Here is a 22451-nt window from a genome sequence, read left to right on the forward strand (position 1 = left end):
TATTTATAGTATTTATTCGCAGTTATACTGGAAGGAGAAAAATACATGGCTAGAGATTTTAGTTTAGACAGAACTCGTAATATCGGTATCATGGCTCACATCGATGCTTGGTAAAACAACTACGACAGAACGTATTCTTTACTATACTGGACGTATCCACAAAATTGGTGAAACTCATGAAGGAGCTTCACAAATGGACTGGATGGAACAGGAACAAGATCGTGGTATCACAATCACTTCTGCCGCAACAACAGCAGAATGGGCTGATCACCGTGTAAATATCATCGATACACCAGGACACGTAGACTTCACTGTTGAAGTTGAACGTTCATTACGTGTACTTGATGGCGCAGTAACAGTACTTGATGCACAATCAGGTGTTGAGCCGCAAACTGAAACAGTTTGGCGTCAAGCAACAAACTATAGTGTACCTCGTATTGTCTTCGTAAACAAAATGGACAAAATGGGAGCTAACTTTGAATATGCAGTTAGCACTATTCATGACCGTTTACAAGCTAATGCACAACCAATTCAATTACCAATTGGTGCTGAAGATCAATTTGAAGCAATCATTGACTTAGTTGAAATGAAATGTTTCAAATATAACAATAACGAAGGAACTGAAATTGAGGAAATTGAAATTCCTGAGGATCATAAAGAAAGAGCTGACGAAGCTCGTTCAGCATTAATTGAAGCAGTAGCTGAAAGTAATGATGAATTAATGGAAAAATATTTAGCTGACGAAGCAATCAGTGTCGCTGAATTAAAAGATGCTATCCGCCAAGCAACTAATGATATTGAATTTTATCCAGTTCTTGTTGGTACAGCGTTCAAAAACAAAGGTGTTCAGTTATTGCTTGACGCAGTAATTGATTACCTACCATCACCATTAGACGTTAAACCAATTGTTGGACACCGTGCTGATGAGCCAGAAGAAGAAGTTATCGCAAAAGCTGATGACGATGCTGAGTTCGCCGCTTTAGCGTTCAAAGTAATGACTGACCCTTATGTTGGTAAGTTAACATTCTTCCGTGTTTATTCAGGACATCTTTCATCTGGTTCATACGTTAAGAACTCTACGAAAGGTAAACGTGAACGTGTAGGTCGTTTACTACAAATGCACGCTAACTCTCGTCAAGAGCTTGACACAGTATACTCAGGAGATATCGCTCGCTGCGGTAGGTCTTAAAGATACTGCTACTGGTGATACTTTATGTGGTGAGAAGAATGACATTATCTTGGAATCTATGGATTTCCCAGAACCTGTTATTCACTTATCTGTTGAACCAAAATCTAAAGCTGACCAAGACAAGATGACTACAGCTTTAGTTAAGTTACAAGAAGAAGATCCAACATTCCATGCACACACAGACGATGAAACTGGACAAGTTATCATTGGTGGTATGGGTGAACTTCACTTAGATATCTTAGTAGACCGTATGAAGAAAGAATTTAACGTTGAATGTAACGTTGGTGCTCCAATGGTTTCATACCGTGAAACATTTAAGCAATCAGCTCAAGTTCAAGGTAAATTCGCTCGTCAATCTGGTGGTCGTGGTCAATATGGTGACGTTAAGATTGAATTCGCGCCTAACGAAACTGGTGGCGGTTTTGAATTCGAAAACGCTATCGTTGGTGGTGTAGTTCCTCGTGAATACATTCCATCAGTTGAAGCAGGACTTAAAGATTCAATGGAAAACGGTGTATTAGCTGGTTATCCTTTAATTGATGTTAAAGCTAAATTATATGACGGTTCATACCATGATGTCGATTCATCAGAAATGGCCTTCAAAATTGCCGCATCATTAGCGCTTAAAGAAGCTGCTAAAAAATGTGATCCAGTTATCTTAGAACCAATGATGAAAGTAACAATCGAAATGCCTGAAGAGTACATGGGTGACATCATGGGTGACGTAACATCTCGTCGTGGACGTGTTGATGGTATGGAACCTCGTGGTAATGCACAAGTTGTTAACGCTTTTGTACCACTTTCAGAAATGTTCGGTTATGCAACATCATTACGTTCTAACACTCAAGGTCGCGGTACGTATACTATGTACTTTGACCACTATGCAGAAGTTCCAAAATCAGTTGCTGAAGCAATTATCAAGAAAAACAGTGGTAATTCAGCAGAGTAATTAAATTTATTTTGTAAGATAACAGTCTAGCTGTTAATTACATGTAAAGCTTAATTATGTAGCTTACAGTTTTATCAATTGATTTTTTAGCTGAAATGCATTATAAAGGTACTATATAGTCCTTTATTACAAGTAACAAATATTCTTCTCGTGACAGTGAGTAACTGTCATGAGAGATAAATTTTAAAAATTAATTTTCTAACGAATAGGAGAGATTTTATAATGGCTAAAGAAAAATTCGACCGCTCAAAAACCCATGCCAATATTGGTACTATCGGACACGTTGACCATGGTAAAACTACTTTAACAGCCGCAATTGCAACTGTATTAGCAAAAAATGGTGACGCTGTAGCTCAATCATATGACATGATTGATAACGCTCCAGAAGAAAAAGAACGTGGTATTACAATTAATACTTCTCACATTGAGTACCAAACTGAAAAACGTCACTATGCTCACGTTGACTGCCCAGGTCACGCTGACTATGTGAAAAACATGATCACTGGTGCTGCTCAAATGGACGGCGGTATCTTAGTAGTATCTGTCGCTGATGGTCCAATGCCTCAAACTCGTGAACATATCTTGTTATCACGTAACGTTGGTGTTCCAAGCATTAGTTGTATTCTTAAACAAAGTTGACATGGTTGACGATGAAGAATTACTAGAATTAGTTGAAATGGAAGTTCGTGACTTATTAAGCGAATATGACTTCCCTGGCGACGATGTTCCTGTAATCGCCGGTTCAGCATTAAAAGCGCTTGAAGGCGTTGAAGAATATGAAAACAAAATTTTAGAATTAATGGACGCTGTTGATGAATTTATCCCAACACCAGAACGTGATTCTGACAAACCATTCATGATGCCAGTTGAGGACGTATTCTCAATCACTGGTCGTGGTACTGTTGCTACAGGCCGTGTTGAACGTGGTCAAATCAAAGTCGGTGCTGAAATTGAAATCATCGGTATGCAAGAGGAATCAACTAAGACAACTGTTACAGGTGTTGAAATGTTCCGTAAATTACTAGACTACGCTGAAGCTGGCGACAACATTGGTGCTTTATTACGTGGTGTATCACGTGATGACATCTCTCGTGGACAAGTTTTAGCCGCGCCTGGTACTATTACACCGCATACTAACTTCAAAGCAGACGTTTATGTTTTATCAAAAGAAGAAGGTGGACGTCATACTCCATTCTTCACTAACTACCGTCCGCAATTCTATTTCCGTACTACTGACGTAACAGGCGTTGTTACTTTACCAGAAGGTACTGAAATGGTTATGCCTGGCGATAACGTTGAAATGCAAGTTGAATTGATTTCACCAATCGCTATCGAAGATGGTACTCGTTTCTCTATCCGTGAAGGTGGACGTACTGTTGGATCAGGCGTTGTAACTTCAATTATTAAATAATAAATAATTTCTATCTTTGATAGATATTTTAGGAGCCTCCTTTATGGAGGCTCTTTTTTTATATAGAAGCCCTTATTACAACAAGGGATTAGGGCTTCTTAATATAATTGTCTTTAGCACTTTTTATCATTATATACGCGGACATCGCTCTAGCTTGTAGTCTTCATCTTGTAGTCTTCCCGCGGTGTGGGAGCAAATAACTGCAGTTTTAAGCAAATAGTATAATTGAATTAATGAAAATAAAAATAATAATGAAAACAAACAAGCACAATGCCAAAATGACATTGTGCTTGTTTATATAGGTAGATAGAAAAGTTATTACATAGTCAATATTTCATATAAGTAATAATAGGACGTCTGAGCTGTTGTAGTAGATCACATATGCTGAAGCATATGCGTAAGACTTACTAATCCAAATGAATTGGAAAGTAAGTCTTTATGCATAAAAACCACTAACGTAATAAAATTACGAAGTGGGAGAGGAACGCCTGCGTTGACACGCATGCATAAGCGCCACTAACTCATTTCATTCCTAAGTGATAAGGGATTACCTGAGCTAAAGCTCATGCATAAAAACCACTAACGTAATAAAATTACGAAGTGGTTTTAACAATCACATTTTCGAGTTCTAGAATTTTGAGGAATTGGCTAACGGTGTATTTCATTGCTTTTTCATCAATATTGAAGTTTGGACTGTGATGTGGGTGTGTTGTATCTTTTTCTGGATTACCGCATCCTGTTAGGAATAAAGCACCTGGACGGACTTTTAAGTAATGAGAGAAGTCTTCACCAATCATCATTAATTCTGACTCGTTGAATCTTAAGTTAATATCGTTTGCTGCTTTTTTAACAACTTCATAGCTATTTGGATTGTTGTGGACAGGTAGATAGCCCTTAATGTAATCCATTGTGTATGTGATGTCGTTTGCCACAGCAAGCCCTTGTAAGAGTTTATCCATTTTAGTCATAACATGAGTTTGAACTTCTGTATCGAATGTACGTACAGTGCCTTTACAAAATGCAGTGTCAGGGATGATATTATCTGCAGATCCTGCTTGGACCATACCAAAACTTATCACTGCCTGTTTGACAGGGTCAATCGTTCTTGAAACGATTTTTTGTGCACTCATAATAAATTCAGCCATGATAACTACAGGATCAATGGTTTCGTGTGGTTTGGCACCATGTCCGCCTTTACCTTGAATTGTAATGTTGAATTCATCTGGTGAAGCCATCATTGCACCAACACGTGAATAAATCGTACCTGTAGGATAACCGCTCCATAAATGGTTAGCGTATATTTTGTCTACGTCTTGTAAACAACCATCGTCTATCATTTCTTGAGAGCCACCTGGCATTACTTCTTCGCCATATTGGAAGATGAGCACCACGTTACCATTTAAAAATTGTAGATGATGCTCTATAATTTCAGCCACGCCTAATAAAGTTGCGGTGTGACCATCATGACCACATGCGTGCATGGCACCAGGATTTTTAGATTTGTAATCGACTTCTGTAAGTTCATCTATAGGTAGTGCATCGAAGTCTGCACGTAATGCTACAGTGGGACCGTCGCCACGACCTTTAAAAGTCGCAACGATACCATTGCGACCTACGGGTGTACGTATTTCACATGACAATTGACTCAATTGATTTTGAATATAATCATGAGTATGGTATTCTTCGAACGATAATTCGGGATATTGATGTAAGTAACGACGTACTTGTATCATTTTACTTTCTTTTTCTTGCGCTAGTTGAAACCAATCAAACAACTTCAACCCTTCTTCCTTAGTCATTTTTATCCAGTATACCATTTAAAATAACTTAACTGTACCACCAATTATTAACGGACAAATTCAATTGTAGAAAACGCTTTCTTTTTGATTATTATTCTACTTCCATGTATTTTAAAAATAGGTTATGATTAACTTAAACACAAAGACAATCCAAAGGGGGACTTGCAGTGGTACAATCACTACATGGCTTTTTAGATGAAAATATTCAGTATTTAAAGGATAACGGTTTATACAATGAAATCGATACAATTGAAGGTGCGAATGGGCCTGAAATTAATATCAAGGGAAAGAATTACGTTAACTTATCTTCAAACAATTATTTAGGACTAGCAACAGATGAAGATTTAAAGCAAGTCGCGAAAGATGCAATTGATACACATGGCGTTGGTGCGGGTGCAGTACGTTCGATTAATGGGACATTAGATTTACATGATGAATTAGAAGCAAAATTAGCTGAATTTAAAGGGACAGAAGCAGCAGTAGCGTATCAATCAGGTTTCAACTGTAATATGGCAGCAATTTCTGCTGTTATGAATAAACATGATGCGATACTTTCAGATGAATTAAATCACGCATCTATTATAGATGGCTGTCGTTTATCTAAAGCGAAAATTATTCGTGTAAACCACTCAGATATGGAAGACTTACGCGCAAAAGCAAAAGAAGCAGTGGAATCGGGTCAATATAATAAAGTAATGTACATTACTGATGGTGTATTCAGCATGGACGGTGATGTTGCGAAACTGCCAGAAATCGTTGAAATCGCTGAAGAATTTGGCTTAATTACTTATGTTGATGACGCACATGGTTCAGGCGTGATGGGTAAAGGTGCGGGCACAGTAAAACATTTTGGCTTACAAGACAAGATTGATTTCCAAATGGGTACGTTATCAAAAGCGATTGGTGTTGTAGGTGGTTATGTAGCTGGAACACAATCATTAATTGATTGGTTAAAAGTACAATCAAGACCATTTTTATTCTCTACATCATTAGCGCCTGGAGATACGAAAGCAATCACTGAATCAGTGAAAAAATTAATGGCATCTACAGAGTTACACGATAAACTTTGGGATAATGGTAATTATTTAAAAGCTGGATTAAAAGATCTAGGATTTAATATTGGTAACTCAGAAACACCAATCACACCTGTTATTATTGGCGATGAAAAGGAAACACAAGCGTTCAGTAGTCGTTTGAAAGACGAAGGCATCTATGTGAAGTCTATTGTCTTCCCAACAGTTCCTAAAGGCACAGGACGTGTGCGTAACATGCCAACAGCTGCGCATACGAAAGAAATGTTAGACCAAGCACTAGCCGCTTATGAAAAAGTAGGCAAAGAACTAGGAACAATTAAATAGTAATGATTTAAACTTGAGTCTGACACATCAACACGTGTTTCAGACTCAACCATTATGGGAGTTGGAAGATGAAATCAAACTTTGATTTCTTTTTCACTCCCGTTTTTTTATGACCAGAAAAGGGAAGAAATAGTGCATAACTAAAATAGCCATGATACTTTTTAGCAACATGGCTATTAAACATAATTATGTGAAAATGAGCAGGGTTTTCACTGTTGTTTAAAGTCCTGCTTTAGACTTTAAACGTTTACGTGCTTGTTTATTTTGGATAAATGGAATTGTGAACCATAAGATATGAAGCATACTTGCTAATATAACAAGTACAATTGGAATAAATATTTCAACTATACTAATATCTACAACGAATGATGCCAGAATAAACGCAGTGATAGACGGTACTGCACAAATAATTACTACTGTTAACAGTACAAATTGTAATACTTGTGTTGCGATAGGGCTATATATATCTAGTATGACAATAGCCACATAAAATAGAGTGATAAAGGCAAGTAGTACAATAATCCAACCGAGCACCAAACCAGTATCAGATTCAATAAAATTTTGATAGGGTGCTAAGATTGGCAGAATGAATAAAATTATTACTGATAACCATGACAGTACACCAAACAACAGAAATAATTTTTTCGATCTATTATGAGTCATAGTAACAACCTCCTTAAGATACCAAACCCATGTCATCTTATAGTTAAGAGATGTGTTTTTTACTAGAGGTAATTCTAAACGGCTAAGCACAATACAATTCATCCAATGCTTTCACTTATTCATATACCCACAAAATGGTATTTTTACACTATAGATTAATGGTCTTTTTAATAACAGAAAAGTACTTTTAAATATTAATTTTTAAGAATCACTCTCAATATAATTAATAAAACTATACTTTTAGCATTAATGAGTCGATTTTTAGACAAAAATATTAATAAATTTATATTTACCTCCACACATATTTTTCTTAATATAATTGTAATATATTGTATTAGACTGTGCTCTACTTAATGATGAATTGTTAAAGTGCAATTATCAAACATTGGAGCAATTGTCGAATTTTCAGGAGCGGCTAAAATATGAAGAAATTAGTGGTTTATGGTAGTTTTTCATCAATGAATGAAGTTGATGAAATCGTAACACATTGTAGAGATGAATATAAAAAAATTATTATAGCTTATCATATGAAATCTATGATACAAGCTGATATTGAAAACAGTCATGGTATTGACCTCGTACTGAAATATAAAGATTTAAGTGACTTGGCTATATTTGAAACTGAAGATTTTCAAATTATAAGTTTAAATGAACTTTTATATGAAAAATATGATTTTAAAATGAGTATTGTAATACCTGTATATAATACAGAACAATACATTGAAGAAACATTAGATAGTATTATTAAACAAAATATGAATTTAGAGGATATACAGATTATTCTTGTGAATGATGGATCGACAGATAATTCAGAGGCTATATTAACTAAATATAGAAATAGGTATCCTAATAATATTTATTATATAAGTAAACAAAATGAAGGGGTTTCTATCGCTAGAAATACAGGGTTAAAGTATGTAAGAGGTAAATATGTAAACTTTCTTGATTCGGATGACAAATGGGGACTTACAACTTTAAAGCATGTATATAATTATTTTGAAATGAATCCTACGCTTAATGTTATTTCTACAAGGTTAAGGTTTTTTGACAATATTGTTGGAGAACATCCCTTAAATTTTAAATATGAAAATAAAGTAAATAAAGTCGTAGATTTAAAACAAGATTATGATCATATTCAAATGAATGTTGCTTCTGTATTTTTTAGAACGTCAGCTATTAAAGGTGTAACTTTTGATGCTTCATTAAAATATGGTGAAGATGCTAAATTTGTTTACAATGTCATTAAACAAACTTTTAAAATTGGTTTAATGAGTTACACGCAAGGTTGTTATTGGTATAGAAAAAGAAGAGACGAATCATCAGCTATAGATAAAGCATTATCTAACCCAACGTTTTATAGTCCAACCATCGAAAAATTTCATAATTACTTAATCAATGACAACCGTGACAATAATATTCCTAAGTACGTACAAATGATGATTTTATATGATTTACAATATAGATTAAGTTATCAAAATATTACGCTTTCAACTCTGAACAGTAAACAACTAGAAAAATATACAAACCAAATCATTCAGTTACTTAAACGAATGGATGATGACGTAATCTCTAATGCCCATCTAAAGCAAATTAATGCTGTGTATCAAATCGCTATTTTATCAGTGAAATATGAAGGGACAAATTTAAATATAAAGCATGAAAACGGAGAATATAAAATATATTCAAACCAGATTTTTATTAAAAATGTGAGTGATATGTATTTAAAGACAGAATATCTTTATGAAAAAAACAAACTATTAAAATGCGGATATAGCTTACCAAATATTAATATGAATATTGATGTTATACCAGTAGCAATAATTAATAAAGAAGAAATTGTTCGACCTGTTCAAGAATCGATAATAACATCACAAAAATTTTTGAATAAAAACATCAGTTATAATAAATTTTACAGATTTGATATAAGTTTAAATGACGATATTAAGCAGATAGAATTAAAATATCTTGTGAATCATAGCGACTTAGAAAAGATTAACCAAGTCAGTAAAACAAGGCATACGAATTTTAGTAATACGAGGACTCCATTTAAACAATATGCTAATAGAACGTTAAGAATTGAAGATAATAAGAAGATTCTCAATATCAAAAAGAAGCGGTTTATTATATGGAAAAATATACTTGGACTACTTAAAACTAAAAAAACGAGAAAGTCAGCTATATATAAAATCATAGGCATTATTAATAAAAAAAGAAGTAATGACAAAGTATGGTTATTCGTCGATAGATTAGATAAGGCAGGCGATAACGCAGAAGCATTATTTGATTTTGTGGTAAAAAACAAACCTGACGTTAAAGCATATTTTCTTATTTATCCTTCTAGCCCAGACTTTGTAAAGTTACGTGAAAAATATGGAGATAAGATTGTCGCATTTAATAGTAAAAGACACCATATACTCATGTTTAAAACAAACAAACTTTTCACATCACACTCAGAAGCATATCTGTTTAATCCATTTGGTGCCATCAATGGGAAATTTATCAGAGAGCTTTTAGACTTTGAATTCATATTTTTACAACATGGTGTAATTCAGAATGACTTATCTACGTTATTACATAAACGGAACAAACCAATAGATTATTTTATTACAAGTGCTGAAACAGAGAAAAGAGAAATTATAGAAAAATACGGTTTTAGTGAACAAGAAGTGATACTTTCAGGATTATCTAGGTTCGATTTATTAGGTAACAATAAAAAAAGTACTGAGCAAGTGATAACCGTCATGCCTACTTGGAGACCTCATCTACTTGAAGTAAGTGATAAACAATTCGTAGCAAGTCATTTTTATAAATCCATTTATGCATTTTTAACTCATCCTAAGATTCAACAAATAGCCAAACATAAAAACAATAAAATTAATTTGTGCTTACATCCGAGAATGCAAGACCGATTTTCGAAATTTTTTAAGCATATTACATATATCAACATCCCTAATCACTTTAGTTATAAAGATATCATTAGCAACACTAACTTGTTAATAACAGATGTATCGTCTATCGCATTTGATATTGCTTATTTAAGAAAACCAATCATTTATTATCAATTTGATATTGATGAAATTTATACATATTCAGTTTATACTCCAGGCTATTTCAACTATGTACAAAATGGGTTTGGTCCTGTAACTTATGATGTAACTTCATTAGTAAAAGAAGTTGTTAAAGTTAGAAAAAATAACTTCAAAATGAGCAAGTTTTACTTAAGAAGAAGTGCGATGTTTTTCAAATATCATGATCAAAATAATAGACAACGAACTATAGAGCTAATATCGGAACAAGCACTAAGGTATAAAGCGTAGTGAAAGATACGCTTTCATGGTGAAAAATGTTATAGTTTAGATAACAGATGGCGGTATGAAGGGGATTTTAGATGACGAAAAATTTAGGGTTGCATTTTACTACACAACGCCTTATCATTAGACCGTTGGAAGAAAATGATTACGAAACATGGTTGCGTGGTTTTGTAAACCGCAAGCCGTCTCAATTTAAATATGATAAAGGTCAAGTAGACATGTCAGAATCGACTGAACCGTGGTTTGCGGCGCTTATAGTAAGGCAACAACAAGCTATTGAAGCAGATGATTTATATATCTTTGGGATTTTTGATAAAGAGATGAATCATTTAGGCATGCTTGATATTAAGAACTTGAGCCGCGACAATTTTCAGTGGGCTGAAATTGGTTATTTTATTCACAATCAGTATTGGAATCAAGGCTTTGCTTATGAAGCAGTGACAGAATTAGTTAAGCAAGCACGAGATACACTGCATTTTCACAGACTTGAAGCACATATCAATATAGATAATGTGCCCTCAATTGGTTTGATTGAAAAAGTGGGCTTTCAATTTGAATGTGTGCGCAAAGGTTTCATATTTGAGAATGGCGAATGGACAGATCATTATGTGTACTATTTAAATACACACAACGAAATCATAGATGAGTAATAACTTAAAAGGAAGGAGTGTCAACATGGTTGAATTTAGAGAATTAACAATGGGTGACGAAGCATTATATTGTGATTATATGAGAGAATGGATTGATCATGATGAAAAGGTAGTACCCGAGATTACAAATATTACAAAATATAGTAATTTTGAAGAAATAGTTCACGAATTAGCAGATAACAAATCACACGATCAAACTGTAGATAATACGACATTGTTTTTAATAGATGATGATGAAATCATCGGTGCTGCCAATATTCGTCATAACTTAAACGATAGACTGAAAAAAGTCGGTGGCCATGTTGGCTACGGCATTCGCAAAAAATACCGTGGCAAAGGTTTTGGCAACAAGTTGTTGAAGAAATCTTTAGACTACTTATCAAGAATTGGTGTTCAAGAAGCTTTAATTACTTGTGATCAAGATAATGAAGTTTCCGTAGCAGTAATTAAGCACAACGGTGGCGAAGAAATCGAACCATCCACGTTAGATGATGGTACAGTAATACGCCGTTTCCAAATTGAGATAGCATAATAATAAAAATGTGGGATTTAAAGTTGTCAGCCGACGTGCTGACAACTTTTTTTGATTTATAATACTATAAGCTTTAAATTAACAATTAATGTAACCGCAAACATAAATAAAAGACTTCACTAGCAGTTTCAAGTATAATCGTTTTTAGTACTAGGTATTAAAACAATAGATAGAAATGAGGTTTATTTATGTCGAAAGTAATTAATGATATACATACAGCATTCGATGGATTAGAGGATGGCATGACTGTACTTGCTGGTGGCTTTGGGTTATGTGGCATACCAGAACATGCTATCGAAGCAATCCGTATGAAGGGTACGAAAGCTTTAACAGTAGTAAGTAATAACTGTGGTGTAGATGATTTTGGTTTAGGCCGTTTATTAGAGAAAAAACAAATTGATAAAATGATTAGTTCCTACGTGGGTGAAAATAAAATATTTGAACAACAATTAATTAATGGTGAATTAGATGTAGAATTAACACCACAGGGTACATTAGCTGAGAAATTACGTTCAGGTGGCGCGGGTATACCTGCTTTTTATACGAAAACAGGTGTCGGTACGTTAATCGCTGAAGGTAAAGAAACGCGTGAATTTGATGGTGAAACGTATGTCATGGAACGTGCGATTAAGGGTGATTTAGGTATTGTAAAAGCACAGAAAGCAGATACCTTTGGTAACTTAGTTTTTGAAAAAACTGCGCGTAATTTCAATCCATTATGTGCAATGGTCGCCACAACGACTGTCGTTGAAGTTGAAGAATTAGTTGAAGTTGGCGAAATTGATCCGGATGAAGTACATATGTCAGGCGTTTACATCGACTATATTTATTTAGGAAAGCATTTTGAAAAACGCATTGAGAAACGCACTGTAAAGGAGGCTAATCATGGATAAACAATTACAACGTAAGAAGATTATTCAACGTGCCGCACAAGAAATTAAAAGCGATATGGTAATTAATTTAGGTATCGGTATGCCTACGCTTGTGGCGAATGAAATCAATGACCATGTAGAGAATGTCTTTTTCCAATCTGAAAATGGATTGCTAGGTATCGGACCTTATCCAACAGACGCCGAAGTGGATCCTGATTTAATCAATGCAGGTAAAGAAACAGTAACTGTCGCGAAAGGTGCGTCGTATTTTGATAATGCGGAATCCTTCGCTATGATTCGTGGTGGACATATCGACTTAGCAATCCTTGGTGGCATGGAAGTCTCACAAACAGGAGATTTAGCCAATTACATGATTCCAGGTAAATTAGTCAAAGGTATGGGTGGCGCGATGGATTTAGTCGTCGGCGCACAAAAGGTCGTCGTAATTATGGATCACATGAATAAACATGGTGAATCTAAGATTAAAGCACAATGTGAATTACCACTCACTGGTGCTTGGCGTCGTCAATACATTAATTACAGATTTAGCAGTATTTCAATTTGAAAACGGAGTGATGAAGCTTGTTGAATTACAAGATGATGTTACTTTGGAAGAAGTTGAAGCCAATACAGAAGCACAATTTGAAAATAATTTGAAGTAGGTGTGTAGAATGGTCAAAGATAAAGTAGTCATTATTACAGGTGCGGCAAGTGGCATCGGTTTAGGGATTGCGAGAGTATTTTTAGAAAATGGAGCTAAAGTCGTGTTAGCTGATTTAAACAATGAAAAATTAGCTCAGGAAACACATGATTTGAAAGACCAAGGTTACGATTGCATGCCAGTTCAAGTAGATGTCACTGACGAAGCGGCAGTTAAGAATATGATAGATGTAACGGTAGCAAAGTATGGTCGTTTAGACATTTTATTTAATAACGCAGGCTTACAACATGTTGAAAGTATCGAATCATTCCCAACTGACAAGTTCAGACAAATGATTGATATCATGCTAACTGGCAGTTTTATTGGTACAAAATATGCATTGCCGATTATGAAAGAACAACAATTTGGTCGTATTTTAAATATGGCTTCAATTAATGGCGTGATTGGTTTTGCCGGAAAAGCAGCGTATAACAGCGCTAAACATGGCATTATCGGTTTAACAAAAGTCTCAGCTTTGGAAACGGCGTCGGAAGGCATTACAGTCAATGCGATTTGTCCTGGTTACATAGATACGCCACTCGTACGTAATCAAATGGTAGATTTAGCTAAAGATAGAGGCGTCGAGGTAGAGCAAGTGTTAGAAGATGTATTATATCCGTTGATTCCACAAAAACGTTTATTAGATATTAAAGATATCGCAGATTATGCATTATTCTTGTGTAGCGACAGCGCTAAAAGTGTCACCGGACAAGCGATTTTAATAGATGGTGGTTATACTGTTCAATAATTAAAAAAATATAAATAATATTTAATCTTAATTCAGTGATAATTTTCAATAAAAATATGTTACGTTATAGATAACTTAATATATTGATGACTTGAGGGTGAATTACTGATGAAAGGTCCAGACGCAAATGATACAAGTTGGGTATCTATTATTTTTACCATTGCTTGTCTTGCAATGTCAGAAATACTAGAAAATAGTTTGTATAATAAAATGCTTACTGCAGTTATGATTTTAATATTGATTTTTATTGTAATTCGTAGATTGAAAGTGACTTTATATGATATACAAACACAAGATGACAATATAAACACATTTATTAGTGTGAAAGCTGACTATTGGATTTTATACGTTAAAGATATGATTGGTTATGTACTGATGGCGACAATCTTTTTTGACTTTTTATTTATAAAAAATAGTTTGGCGTGGCTTATATTATTGATAATCGTTATTTTATTTGGACTCTTAATACTATTTGAGAATAAATTTGAAAAGAAAACCGACATTCTTGAAACAAATGATATGAAATAGAGGTGTTTTATGCTTTTTATAAGCGCAGAAGAACAAGCACAATTATTAGATATGTCAGAAATTGTTGAAGCAGTAGCGGAATCTTTACGTGCATATTCAGAGGGCAAGACTGATACACCTTTGCGCTATTCGTTACCTTTTAACGAGGATAACCGTTATCTCGTGATGCCGGCATTGTCAGATGAATTGAAGATTGTCGGACTGAAGACAGTGACCGTGGCACCAAATAATACTAAAGTCGGTAAGAAAACCATCGTGGGATCTGTTATTTTATCTGATTATGAAACGGGTGAAACACTAGCAGTACTCGAAGGCTCTTATTTAACGAAGATACGTACAGGTGCGATATCAGGTGTTGCTACGAAATACCTTGCACGTGAAGACGCTAAAACATTATGTGTCATAGGCACAGGAGATCAAGCGGAAGGTCTTATTAAAGCAGTCCTTGCTGTAAGGCAAATTGATCGTATACAGTTTTACAATCGCAAGTATGAAAAAGCTGTGACCTTTGCTGAAGAAGTAGAAAGTGAATATCCAAATCTAGATTTAGCAGTGTTTGATAATGTCGACGAAGCCTTAGAAGACGCGGATGTCATCGTAACTGCTACCAATGCATCAGAACCAGTATTTCATAAGCGTTTAGCGCCAGGCGTTCACTTAAATGCTGTCGGTTCCTTTAAACCAGATATGCAAGAATTACCATCTCAAACCATTGCAGATGCAGACAAGGTTGTTGTAGAAGCCGTAGAAGCGGCCATGGAAGAAACAGGAGACTTAATCAACCCGGTAGCAGAAGGTGTATTTAAAGCAGATGGTTTATACGGAGAACTCGGGAACATTGTTTCTGCAAAATTAGAAGGCAGACTATCAGAAGATGAAATTACAATTTTCAAATCCGTAGGCGTAGCCATCGTTGATATCGTAGTAGCCAATTACTTTTATCAAAAACTATTGAAACAACAAAACGAATAAATGAAATAGTCGATAAAAATTAAATTAATTAGATTCATTTTAAAAATTAAGTATAACAGTATTGAAAATATGATATTCTTATATGGAAAATAAAAATATTTTATTATTGGGGACGAAGTTAATTATGATTTATGGGCTATATGATGATATAAAATTTGAGTGTCAGGTAAAGATTTGGATAAATACCGGCAGTAGTGAGAATTTGATAAAAAAAGCTAGAAAAGAAAGAACTGCTTATCTAAAATATAAAGAATTATTATCAAATGATTATATACTTTATCAACATAAAGATAATATTTCTAAATTTTATAAAAGAGAAAGTTTCAAAGATATATTTTTGAGGAAAGATTTATATAGAAAAAATGGTGTTTTTTATACTCTGGAAAAACCAGAAGGACGCAAAGTAAATCCTAAAACGTCCAAAAAATTAATTGTTATTTTTACTAGTATGCCAGATAAGGAACATTATGATAGTTCTTTAGTCCAAGCATAGAATGTTCCCCAAATTTTTTGATGGTATACAAAGAAATTTGCTGAAAAATGTATATATAATGAGAATCATGGACTTAAACGTTTCTCATGGATCTCATTATATTAAAACTATTAATTATCCTAATTATGAAATAGATATTAGAGATGCTATAATTGAATTAAGTCAACAATTAAATATAAAAAAAGATAATATTGTTTTTTATGGAGTTTCAAAAGGAGGAGTCTGGTTCGATTTATCACGGCAGTGCTTTAGACTTTAAAACTCTGGCAGTGGATCCAATTGTAAACATAGGTGGGGATTTGGAAAATAACGATAGGCGCTTTCTTAAAAACCTTCGAAAAGATGATTTAGTTCCTTGTATTAATGAGAACTTAGAAAATAGTTCTAAGCGCAAAAAAGTGATAATTTGTAGTGAGAATGTGCCACTATATTTTGCTCAAACTAATAGGATTACAGGTGAAAATATTAGTATTATAAATTTAAAAGATGATAATATTAAAATTCATCCAGATGTTTCAAGAAATAGTGTGCCTGAGCAATTAATGATTTTAAATATGTTATTAGACCAATTTGATAAAAATATTTTTGGAATATAATGATTATATTTTAGGTTATGAAAAATAAAAAGATGACTCTCTTTAACTATGAGAGTCATCTTTTTATATTCTTTGTAATAAACTTGATAATAAGGCAAATTTAAAAATATTTACGTTTAATCAAAATTGATGTGAGGATAAAATTTTAATTAAAAAAGATTTTCAAATTCTTTAATTCTATCGTATTCATATTTTTCTAAATTAAATCTAGTTGTTGGTCGTTCTCCTGATAAAAAGTTTTTCATACCTATAAATATCCCATTTTCACTATTTTCAACTTTAATAAAATCTGTATCATTTAAAAATTGAGTTGTTGTATCTAAATCTACTGATATGACTGGAGTTCCGACAAACATGCTTTCATAAACTACCAAACCTAGTCCTTCGTAATAAGAAGATAATACAAAAGCATCAACTTTATTGAGTAACAAATAAGGATTAGTCATCCGATCTAAAACTGTAATCGCATTTTTGGCTTTACTGTTGTGTATTTGTGAAAGAGTTTTATCTTTGATAGGACCATAAGAAGATAAAATATATAAACGTGTATTCTCATCTTCAGAATATACTTTCTCAAATGCTTTAATTAGTCGATCATGTCCTTTTTGTTGATCAAAGCGTCCAATATTAAAGAAAACTTTTATGTTAGGATCCTCAAGTTCTTTTAAGATCTGTAATTTTCGTAAACCAAATGTATTTTTGAAATGTTGTAAATTTAATAAATCTAAATTATTGCTATTATCATTAGTATTAACAGTTTGAGAATCATAAGAATAAAAATTAATATAATCTCTAACTATATCAGTATTCCTTAATAAATAATCATTATTAATATCTTCTGTTAATAATTTTAAAATCAATTTACTTCTATCAATTTTATCAGGAACAGTATCTATAAAATCATCTTCGATATGAGAAGTATATACATTTTTTATATACAGATCATAAAGTAAATATAAAATATTTTCGTTTTCAATTAAAACCTGTCTTTTTTCTTTTGTATTAGCATACTTAACTAAAGGTAATTTATTGAATTGATTTATAGTATCCTGGACCACTGAATCTTTAATACTCTCTTGATTTATAAAGAATAATGGCAATGATTGTACTAAGTTAGATTGAGTTGTGTCAAATGTTCTAAAATGAAATCTAACATTTAATAAAGTATCCATAAAATTTTCATTCATTAAATCATTAATTCTTGTTAATCCGAGGAAGTTGTTTGCCACGACAATATTTTTGAGATTGTATGAAAAATGGTTGTAAAACCCTTTTTTTAAATTATCGTTAACTAAAACTAAATTATTGGCGTTTTGCCAAGCATCTGAAACTAAAAATTTATTATAATTCTTTTTGTTTTTATAATCCTCAAACATATCAGTATGAACATAAATCATAGTATTAGTCCCTAGATCTTTTAAAAATACGACTAACTCTGAATATTTTGCTTCAAATCCAGTATAATGTATATAATACTCAGGCAAGTTATTACCAAAAATTCTAGAGATTTCTCTGTATTGGATATCTTTTAACTTATCAGAGAATCCAGCAGAATTCCCTTCAATTGAATATTGAGTGTGCAATGCTTTTTCATCTGAAGATAAGATTCTAATTCCTTCGATAGGATAAATTTTCACATTAGAAGGTAATAATTTTAAATTTTCCACACTATTACTATTTAAGGCGTTTTTTTCAAATAATATTATATAATTTCTGTTTTCTAGATTTACATTTTGCAATAAATTTTTCAAAGCAGCTGTTATACCAGTATCCCATAGCGGGCCCGCAAACATATAGACATTAGGCTTATTATTATAGACAGGGTATCTAATTATGCTCTCATTTTCATTTTCATTTAGCAAAAAGTCTACTACTTTTTTAGTACCATCCATTGAATCTAATGGTGCATACTTCTTAATGAAATTAGTATAATCAACATCTGTATTATCTACTATTGACTCCATTAAGGAGTTGATATTCGTAACAATTTCAAATGGATAGTTTCTTGGATCTTCATATAAACCCCTGGATTTACTGTATTCCTCAATATCATAGGTGAATAAAATAGTCTTTTTATTTTGAGTCGCAAAATCATACATTATAGAAGAATAGTCTGTAATTAAGCCATCAACCATACTTAAAAAATCATATAATTCATATTCTTCTGGAAAAGGTTTTATTTTTTGACCTGAAAATTTAAATTTATTAGAAACCATGGAATGTAATTTATAAAATACAATTATATTATCAGGTAAATTTTGTTCTAAAGTTGTTAAGACGTTAGATTCATTAAAATCGATATCTTTATCATTTTTACTACCTCTCCATGTAGGCATATAAATAAAAACTTTCTTATTCTCTAAGTTTAAACCCTGTTTGATTTCATTGCCTCTGTCTTTATTAAATAAACTTGAATTTCTTGGAGACGGTGACAAATAAACATCGGATTTTAGAACGTTATCTAAATCTAAGCTTTTTAAAAGTTTATCGATTGTATATTCATTAGATAAAAATAACGAATCTGCCATCATGAAGTTACGTGAAATATTACCAAATTGAATATATTCTCCTTCAATATGCTTTCCTAAAGTTTTTAACGGTGTACCATGCCAAAAATTGTAATATTTCTGATCGTTTCTTTTTGAAAAGAATGGATAAAAAGTGTTGTCATTAATTAGTACTTTGGAAGTAGCAAGTAAATAACCATAATCGTAAGATAGATGTTCGATAATATTGACCTTATTAATTTCATAACTATGCAAAAGAACTTTCAGTTTTTCTGGATGTTTTGTTACTACATAAGTATCGATTTTCCTATTATTTAGTTCTTTAGCAATAGCAAAGATATGACCATCGATACTCTTTCCATGTAGACTTTCTAACAATATAGCATTATTATTTATCTTCTCATTTTGACCTTCTAAAAATCCTTTTAGATATGGTTTAGAATAGTGAACAGAACCTTTATATTTTAAGACTTTTTTTAATTTCTCCCTTTTTTCTAATGAAACTTTTTCCCTAAATAACTTTCTGAATTTAAACATAAATCCTCCCATAAACTAACTGTAATATGTTAAATAAAATAATCATATAATATTTTGATGAAACCCACATAATAAATATGATATTATGACTTATAACATTATACTAAAATATTGAATTAAATGTAAGATGATTCTATAAAATATTTTTTATACATGATAAAATGTATGTAGGTGATATTATTGATAAATGTAAAATATATAGTTAGATATTTTTATAAAATTTTTAGATTATATTTAACAAATGAAAAAGTGAGGAATATTGCTTTTTATATTAATAAGAGAGAAAAAATAAGGGTTAGGGATAAATATATTTTATTTGAATCGTATCACGGATCAAATTTCACAGGAAATATTTATTCTATTTTTAATAGCATGGTGAAGAAAGATCTAGATTTCAAATATTTTATAGTACTAAAAGATTTAAATAACCCTATAAGAAGAAAAATAGAAAAAGAACATAAAAGAAATGTGGAATTTGTAAAATATGAAAGCTATAAATATTTTAAACTTTTGTCAAAATCTAAATATCTTATAAATGATACTTCGTTTATGTCTTATTTTATAAAGAGGGACAGTCAAATATATGTAAATACTTGGCATGGGACCCCAATAAAGAAACTTGGAAAGGATATTGAATCTAATTTTTTAAACAACCATAAAAATATTCAACGAAATATCGTCGCTGCTGATAAATTAATATTTCCTAATAAATTCACGAGCGACACTTTTGTTAATAGCTTAGATTTAAATGGTATATTAAATGCAGATATTGGTATCTATGGAAACGCAAGAATGGATTTAACGATTAATAGAGATAGAAATAATCTACAAAAGAAATATAAATTAGAAGAAGATAAGAAAATTGTGCTTTATGCCCCTACTTGGGAAGAAAACTTGGAGGACGGTAAAGAATATGCATTAAAGCTTAGTGAAGAGGTTTCAAAAATACAAGAAACTTTAGGGGAAGATTATAAAGTTTATCTTAAAACTCATTATTTTTTATATGAAAATATTAGAAAGTATGTGAATAATGAAATACTTATACCAAGTTGGTTTGAAACAAATGAATTACTTGTTTGTGTCGATATGTTAATCACAGATTATTCTAGTATTATGTTCGACTATTTACCACTTAACAGACCAGTGTATTTTTATTTACCTAATCATAACCAATATATTGAAAAACGAGGTATATATATTGATATTAAAAAATTACCTGGCCATGCGTCGTTTGATTTTTCAGATTTAATTAATACAATATTAATCGAGGAAACTCAATATAAAAATACATATATTAAGCAAAGAATTAATTTCTTGCAACTTTATTGTTATTTAGATGATGGAAGAGCGACTGAGAGAGCAATAGATTTTATATTGGGTGAAAAAAACGAAAATAAGCTATATAAAAATAATAAAAAAACTATAGTTATTTATGGTGGAGGTTTTTACAATAATGGCATTACTAAATCTCTATTAAATCTCAGTAATAATATTGATTATAATTTATATGAAGTAATAATTTTAGAGAACGAACGTTTATTTAAAGATAAAGTTACTAATATTGGTAAACTTAATTCTAATGTGAAAATATTTTATAATTTTTCAAAACCCTATAGTAGTGCCCTTGATATGTTTAATGAAAAAATGTATTTCAGTAGAGGTTATAGAAGTAAAATTGTCGATAAAGTTAAAATTAAAAAGAATTTTAATAGAGAATTCAAACGAACTTTTGGCGAAATAGAAGTAGATACTATAATTGATTATTCGGCATACAACTCATTTTATACTAGTTTAATTGGATTCTCCGATGTTAATAATAAAATTGTATTTCTTCATAATGATATGGAGAGAGAATTTTATAAAATAATTGATAACAAGTATAAGCACCAATCAAATTTGAAAATATCATTTGAAGTCCTAAATAAATTTCATAAAATTATATCAGTTTCTGAAAGTGCAACTAGTGTTAATAAAAAGTTTTTATATCCAACATATATTGACGATTATAAAAAAATGTTTACTTTGAGTAATATAATTGATGGAGATAATGTTTTAGAAAAGGCTTCACAAGGGCATGAGAAAGTATATTATGATTTTGTAACTAAAAGTAATGTTAGCATAGAGAAAAAAGTAACTACATTTATTAATTTAGGAAGGTTGTCACCTGAAAAAAATCAAAAAGCGTTAATCGTAGCTTTTAATAAATTAATTCAATCAGATAAAAATGTAAAATTATATATAATTGGCGAAGGACCACTACTTGAAGAATTGATTAGCTGTATCAAAGATTTGAAGTTAGAGTACAAAGTATTATTATTAGGTTTTATAGATGATCCATTCAAACTTATGAATGACGCTAATTGTGTTATAATGCCTTCAATTTATGAAGGTCAGTGTATGGTTCTATTAGAAGCAAGAGTCTTACGTAAGCCGATAATTGCTACTGATGTTACGGGAATCAAATCAATAATTAGCAATGAAAATGGGCCGCTTATTAATACTAATATTGATGACATATACATAGGTATGTATAAGTTTATTCATGCTCAAATACCCTTTAAAAATTTTGATTTTAATGCATATAATAATGACATTATAGATTATTTTAATAATGTTATTATTAAATAATCTATAAG

At 31.9% G+C, this 22451-nt stretch carries 14 protein-coding genes and 3 pseudogenes; 14 read left to right on the plus strand and 3 right to left on the minus strand.

The window, feature by feature from the left end; all coding sequences use genetic code 11:
* Positions 1 to 45: 45 nt before the first annotated feature.
* Positions 46 to 2138, plus strand: a pseudogene (gene fusA, locus ABLV95_RS00190) (elongation factor G).
* A gap of 222 nt (positions 2139 to 2360) precedes the next feature.
* A pseudogene (gene tuf, locus ABLV95_RS00195) lies at positions 2361 to 3549 on the plus strand (elongation factor Tu).
* A 593-nt stretch (positions 3550 to 4142) separates the two neighbouring features.
* On the opposite strand, the gene ABLV95_RS00200 reads toward tuf, so the two are convergent.
* Complete coding sequence (locus ABLV95_RS00200) at positions 4143 to 5324, minus strand: M20 family metallopeptidase (RefSeq protein ID WP_460876069.1); 1182 nt, start codon at positions 5322 to 5324, stop codon at positions 4143 to 4145.
* A 191-nt stretch (positions 5325 to 5515) separates the two neighbouring features.
* Here ABLV95_RS00200 and ABLV95_RS00205 point away from each other — a divergent pair, with 191 nt between their 5' ends.
* The gene (locus ABLV95_RS00205; protein ID WP_460876071.1) at positions 5516 to 6706 is read left to right on the plus strand and encodes a glycine C-acetyltransferase; all 1191 of its coding nucleotides are present in this window, start codon (positions 5516 to 5518) and stop codon (positions 6704 to 6706) included.
* 219 nt (positions 6707 to 6925) lie between these two features.
* On the opposite strand, the gene ABLV95_RS00210 is transcribed toward ABLV95_RS00205, so the two are convergent.
* Positions 6926 to 7369 (minus strand): hypothetical protein, encoded by a 444-nt coding sequence (locus ABLV95_RS00210; protein ID WP_427705464.1) that lies wholly within the window; start codon positions 7367 to 7369, stop codon positions 6926 to 6928.
* Positions 7370 to 7791: 422 nt separating this feature from the next.
* Between ABLV95_RS00210 and ABLV95_RS00215 the strand changes: the two genes are divergently transcribed.
* The 10 genes and pseudogenes from ABLV95_RS00215 to ABLV95_RS00260 all read left to right on the plus strand — a co-directional run bounded on the left by ABLV95_RS00215 (position 7792) and on the right by ABLV95_RS00260 (position 16771).
* The gene (locus ABLV95_RS00215) at positions 7792 to 10686 is read left to right on the plus strand and encodes a glycosyltransferase (RefSeq protein WP_460876074.1); all 2895 of its coding nucleotides are present in this window, start codon (positions 7792 to 7794) and stop codon (positions 10684 to 10686) included.
* 71 nt (positions 10687 to 10757) lie between these two features.
* Positions 10758 to 11330: a GNAT family N-acetyltransferase gene (locus ABLV95_RS00220; RefSeq protein ID WP_064783197.1), complete on the plus strand. Its 573-nt coding sequence runs from the start codon at positions 10758 to 10760 to the stop codon at positions 11328 to 11330.
* A gap of 25 nt (positions 11331 to 11355) precedes the next feature.
* Positions 11356 to 11862, plus strand: a complete 507-nt coding sequence (locus tag ABLV95_RS00225; protein ID WP_056935259.1) for a GNAT family N-acetyltransferase — start codon at positions 11356 to 11358, stop codon at positions 11860 to 11862.
* A gap of 188 nt (positions 11863 to 12050) precedes the next feature.
* The gene (locus tag ABLV95_RS00230; protein WP_460876077.1) at positions 12051 to 12755 is read left to right on the plus strand and encodes a CoA transferase subunit A; all 705 of its coding nucleotides are present in this window, start codon (positions 12051 to 12053) and stop codon (positions 12753 to 12755) included.
* Positions 12748 to 13396, plus strand: a pseudogene (locus tag ABLV95_RS00235) (3-oxoacid CoA-transferase subunit B). The gene ABLV95_RS00230 and the pseudogene ABLV95_RS00235 overlap by 8 nt, the downstream one beginning before the upstream one ends.
* Positions 13397 to 13405: 9 nt before the next feature.
* Complete coding sequence (locus tag ABLV95_RS00240; protein ID WP_069821068.1) at positions 13406 to 14182, plus strand: 3-hydroxybutyrate dehydrogenase; 777 nt, start codon at positions 13406 to 13408, stop codon at positions 14180 to 14182.
* A gap of 108 nt (positions 14183 to 14290) precedes the next feature.
* Positions 14291 to 14710 (plus strand): hypothetical protein, encoded by a 420-nt coding sequence (locus ABLV95_RS00245; protein WP_460876079.1) that lies wholly within the window; start codon positions 14291 to 14293, stop codon positions 14708 to 14710.
* Between the two features lie 9 nt (positions 14711 to 14719).
* Positions 14720 to 15682: an ornithine cyclodeaminase family protein gene (locus tag ABLV95_RS00250; RefSeq protein WP_069821066.1), complete on the plus strand. Its 963-nt coding sequence runs from the start codon at positions 14720 to 14722 to the stop codon at positions 15680 to 15682.
* Positions 15683 to 15764: 82 nt separating this feature from the next.
* Entirely contained in the window at positions 15765 to 16175 is a 411-nt protein-coding gene (locus tag ABLV95_RS00255; RefSeq protein WP_460876082.1) for a hypothetical protein, read from the plus strand.
* Positions 16176 to 16375: 200 nt separating this feature from the next.
* On the plus strand, positions 16376 to 16771 hold the full coding sequence (locus ABLV95_RS00260; RefSeq protein WP_460876084.1) for an XcbB/CpsF family capsular polysaccharide biosynthesis protein: 396 nt from the start codon (positions 16376 to 16378) through the stop codon (positions 16769 to 16771).
* 149 nt (positions 16772 to 16920) lie between these two features.
* On the opposite strand, the gene ABLV95_RS00265 is transcribed toward ABLV95_RS00260, so the two are convergent.
* On the minus strand, positions 16921 to 19815 hold the full coding sequence (locus tag ABLV95_RS00265; protein WP_427705458.1) for a CDP-glycerol glycerophosphotransferase family protein: 2895 nt from the start codon (positions 19813 to 19815) through the stop codon (positions 16921 to 16923).
* 180 nt (positions 19816 to 19995) lie between these two features.
* Between ABLV95_RS00265 and ABLV95_RS00270 the strand changes: the two genes are divergently transcribed.
* On the plus strand, positions 19996 to 22443 hold the full coding sequence (locus tag ABLV95_RS00270; protein WP_460876087.1) for a CDP-glycerol glycerophosphotransferase family protein: 2448 nt from the start codon (positions 19996 to 19998) through the stop codon (positions 22441 to 22443).
* Positions 22444 to 22451: the final 8 nt, after the last annotated feature.

It is taken from the genome of Staphylococcus sp. Mo2-1, from assembly GCF_046721385.1.
GTDB lineage: Bacteria > Bacillota > Bacilli > Staphylococcales > Staphylococcaceae > Staphylococcus > Staphylococcus equorum_A.

Excerpts from the sequence above, each read along its gene's own strand:
- ABLV95_RS00245 (WP_460876079.1), top strand. The coding sequence starts at position 14,291 with ATGAAAGGTCCAGACGCAAATGATACAAGTTGGGTATCTATTATTTTT.
- ABLV95_RS00210 (WP_427705464.1), bottom strand. The coding sequence starts at position 7,369 with ATGACTCATAATAGATCGAAAAAATTATTTCTGTTGTTTGGTGTACTG.
- ABLV95_RS00265 (WP_427705458.1), bottom strand. The coding sequence starts at position 19,815 with ATGTTTAAATTCAGAAAGTTATTTAGGGAAAAAGTTTCATTAGAAAAA.
- ABLV95_RS00250 (WP_069821066.1), top strand. The coding sequence starts at position 14,720 with ATGCTTTTTATAAGCGCAGAAGAACAAGCACAATTATTAGATATGTCA.
- ABLV95_RS00220 (WP_064783197.1), top strand. The coding sequence starts at position 10,758 with ATGACGAAAAATTTAGGGTTGCATTTTACTACACAACGCCTTATCATT.
- ABLV95_RS00260 (WP_460876084.1), top strand. The coding sequence starts at position 16,376 with ATGGAGTTTCAAAAGGAGGAGTCTGGTTCGATTTATCACGGCAGTGCT.
- ABLV95_RS00255 (WP_460876082.1), top strand. The coding sequence starts at position 15,765 with ATGGAAAATAAAAATATTTTATTATTGGGGACGAAGTTAATTATGATT.
- ABLV95_RS00240 (WP_069821068.1), top strand. The coding sequence starts at position 13,406 with ATGGTCAAAGATAAAGTAGTCATTATTACAGGTGCGGCAAGTGGCATC.
- ABLV95_RS00230 (WP_460876077.1), top strand. The coding sequence starts at position 12,051 with ATGTCGAAAGTAATTAATGATATACATACAGCATTCGATGGATTAGAG.
- ABLV95_RS00225 (WP_056935259.1), top strand. The coding sequence starts at position 11,356 with ATGGTTGAATTTAGAGAATTAACAATGGGTGACGAAGCATTATATTGT.
- ABLV95_RS00215 (WP_460876074.1), top strand. The coding sequence starts at position 7,792 with ATGAAGAAATTAGTGGTTTATGGTAGTTTTTCATCAATGAATGAAGTT.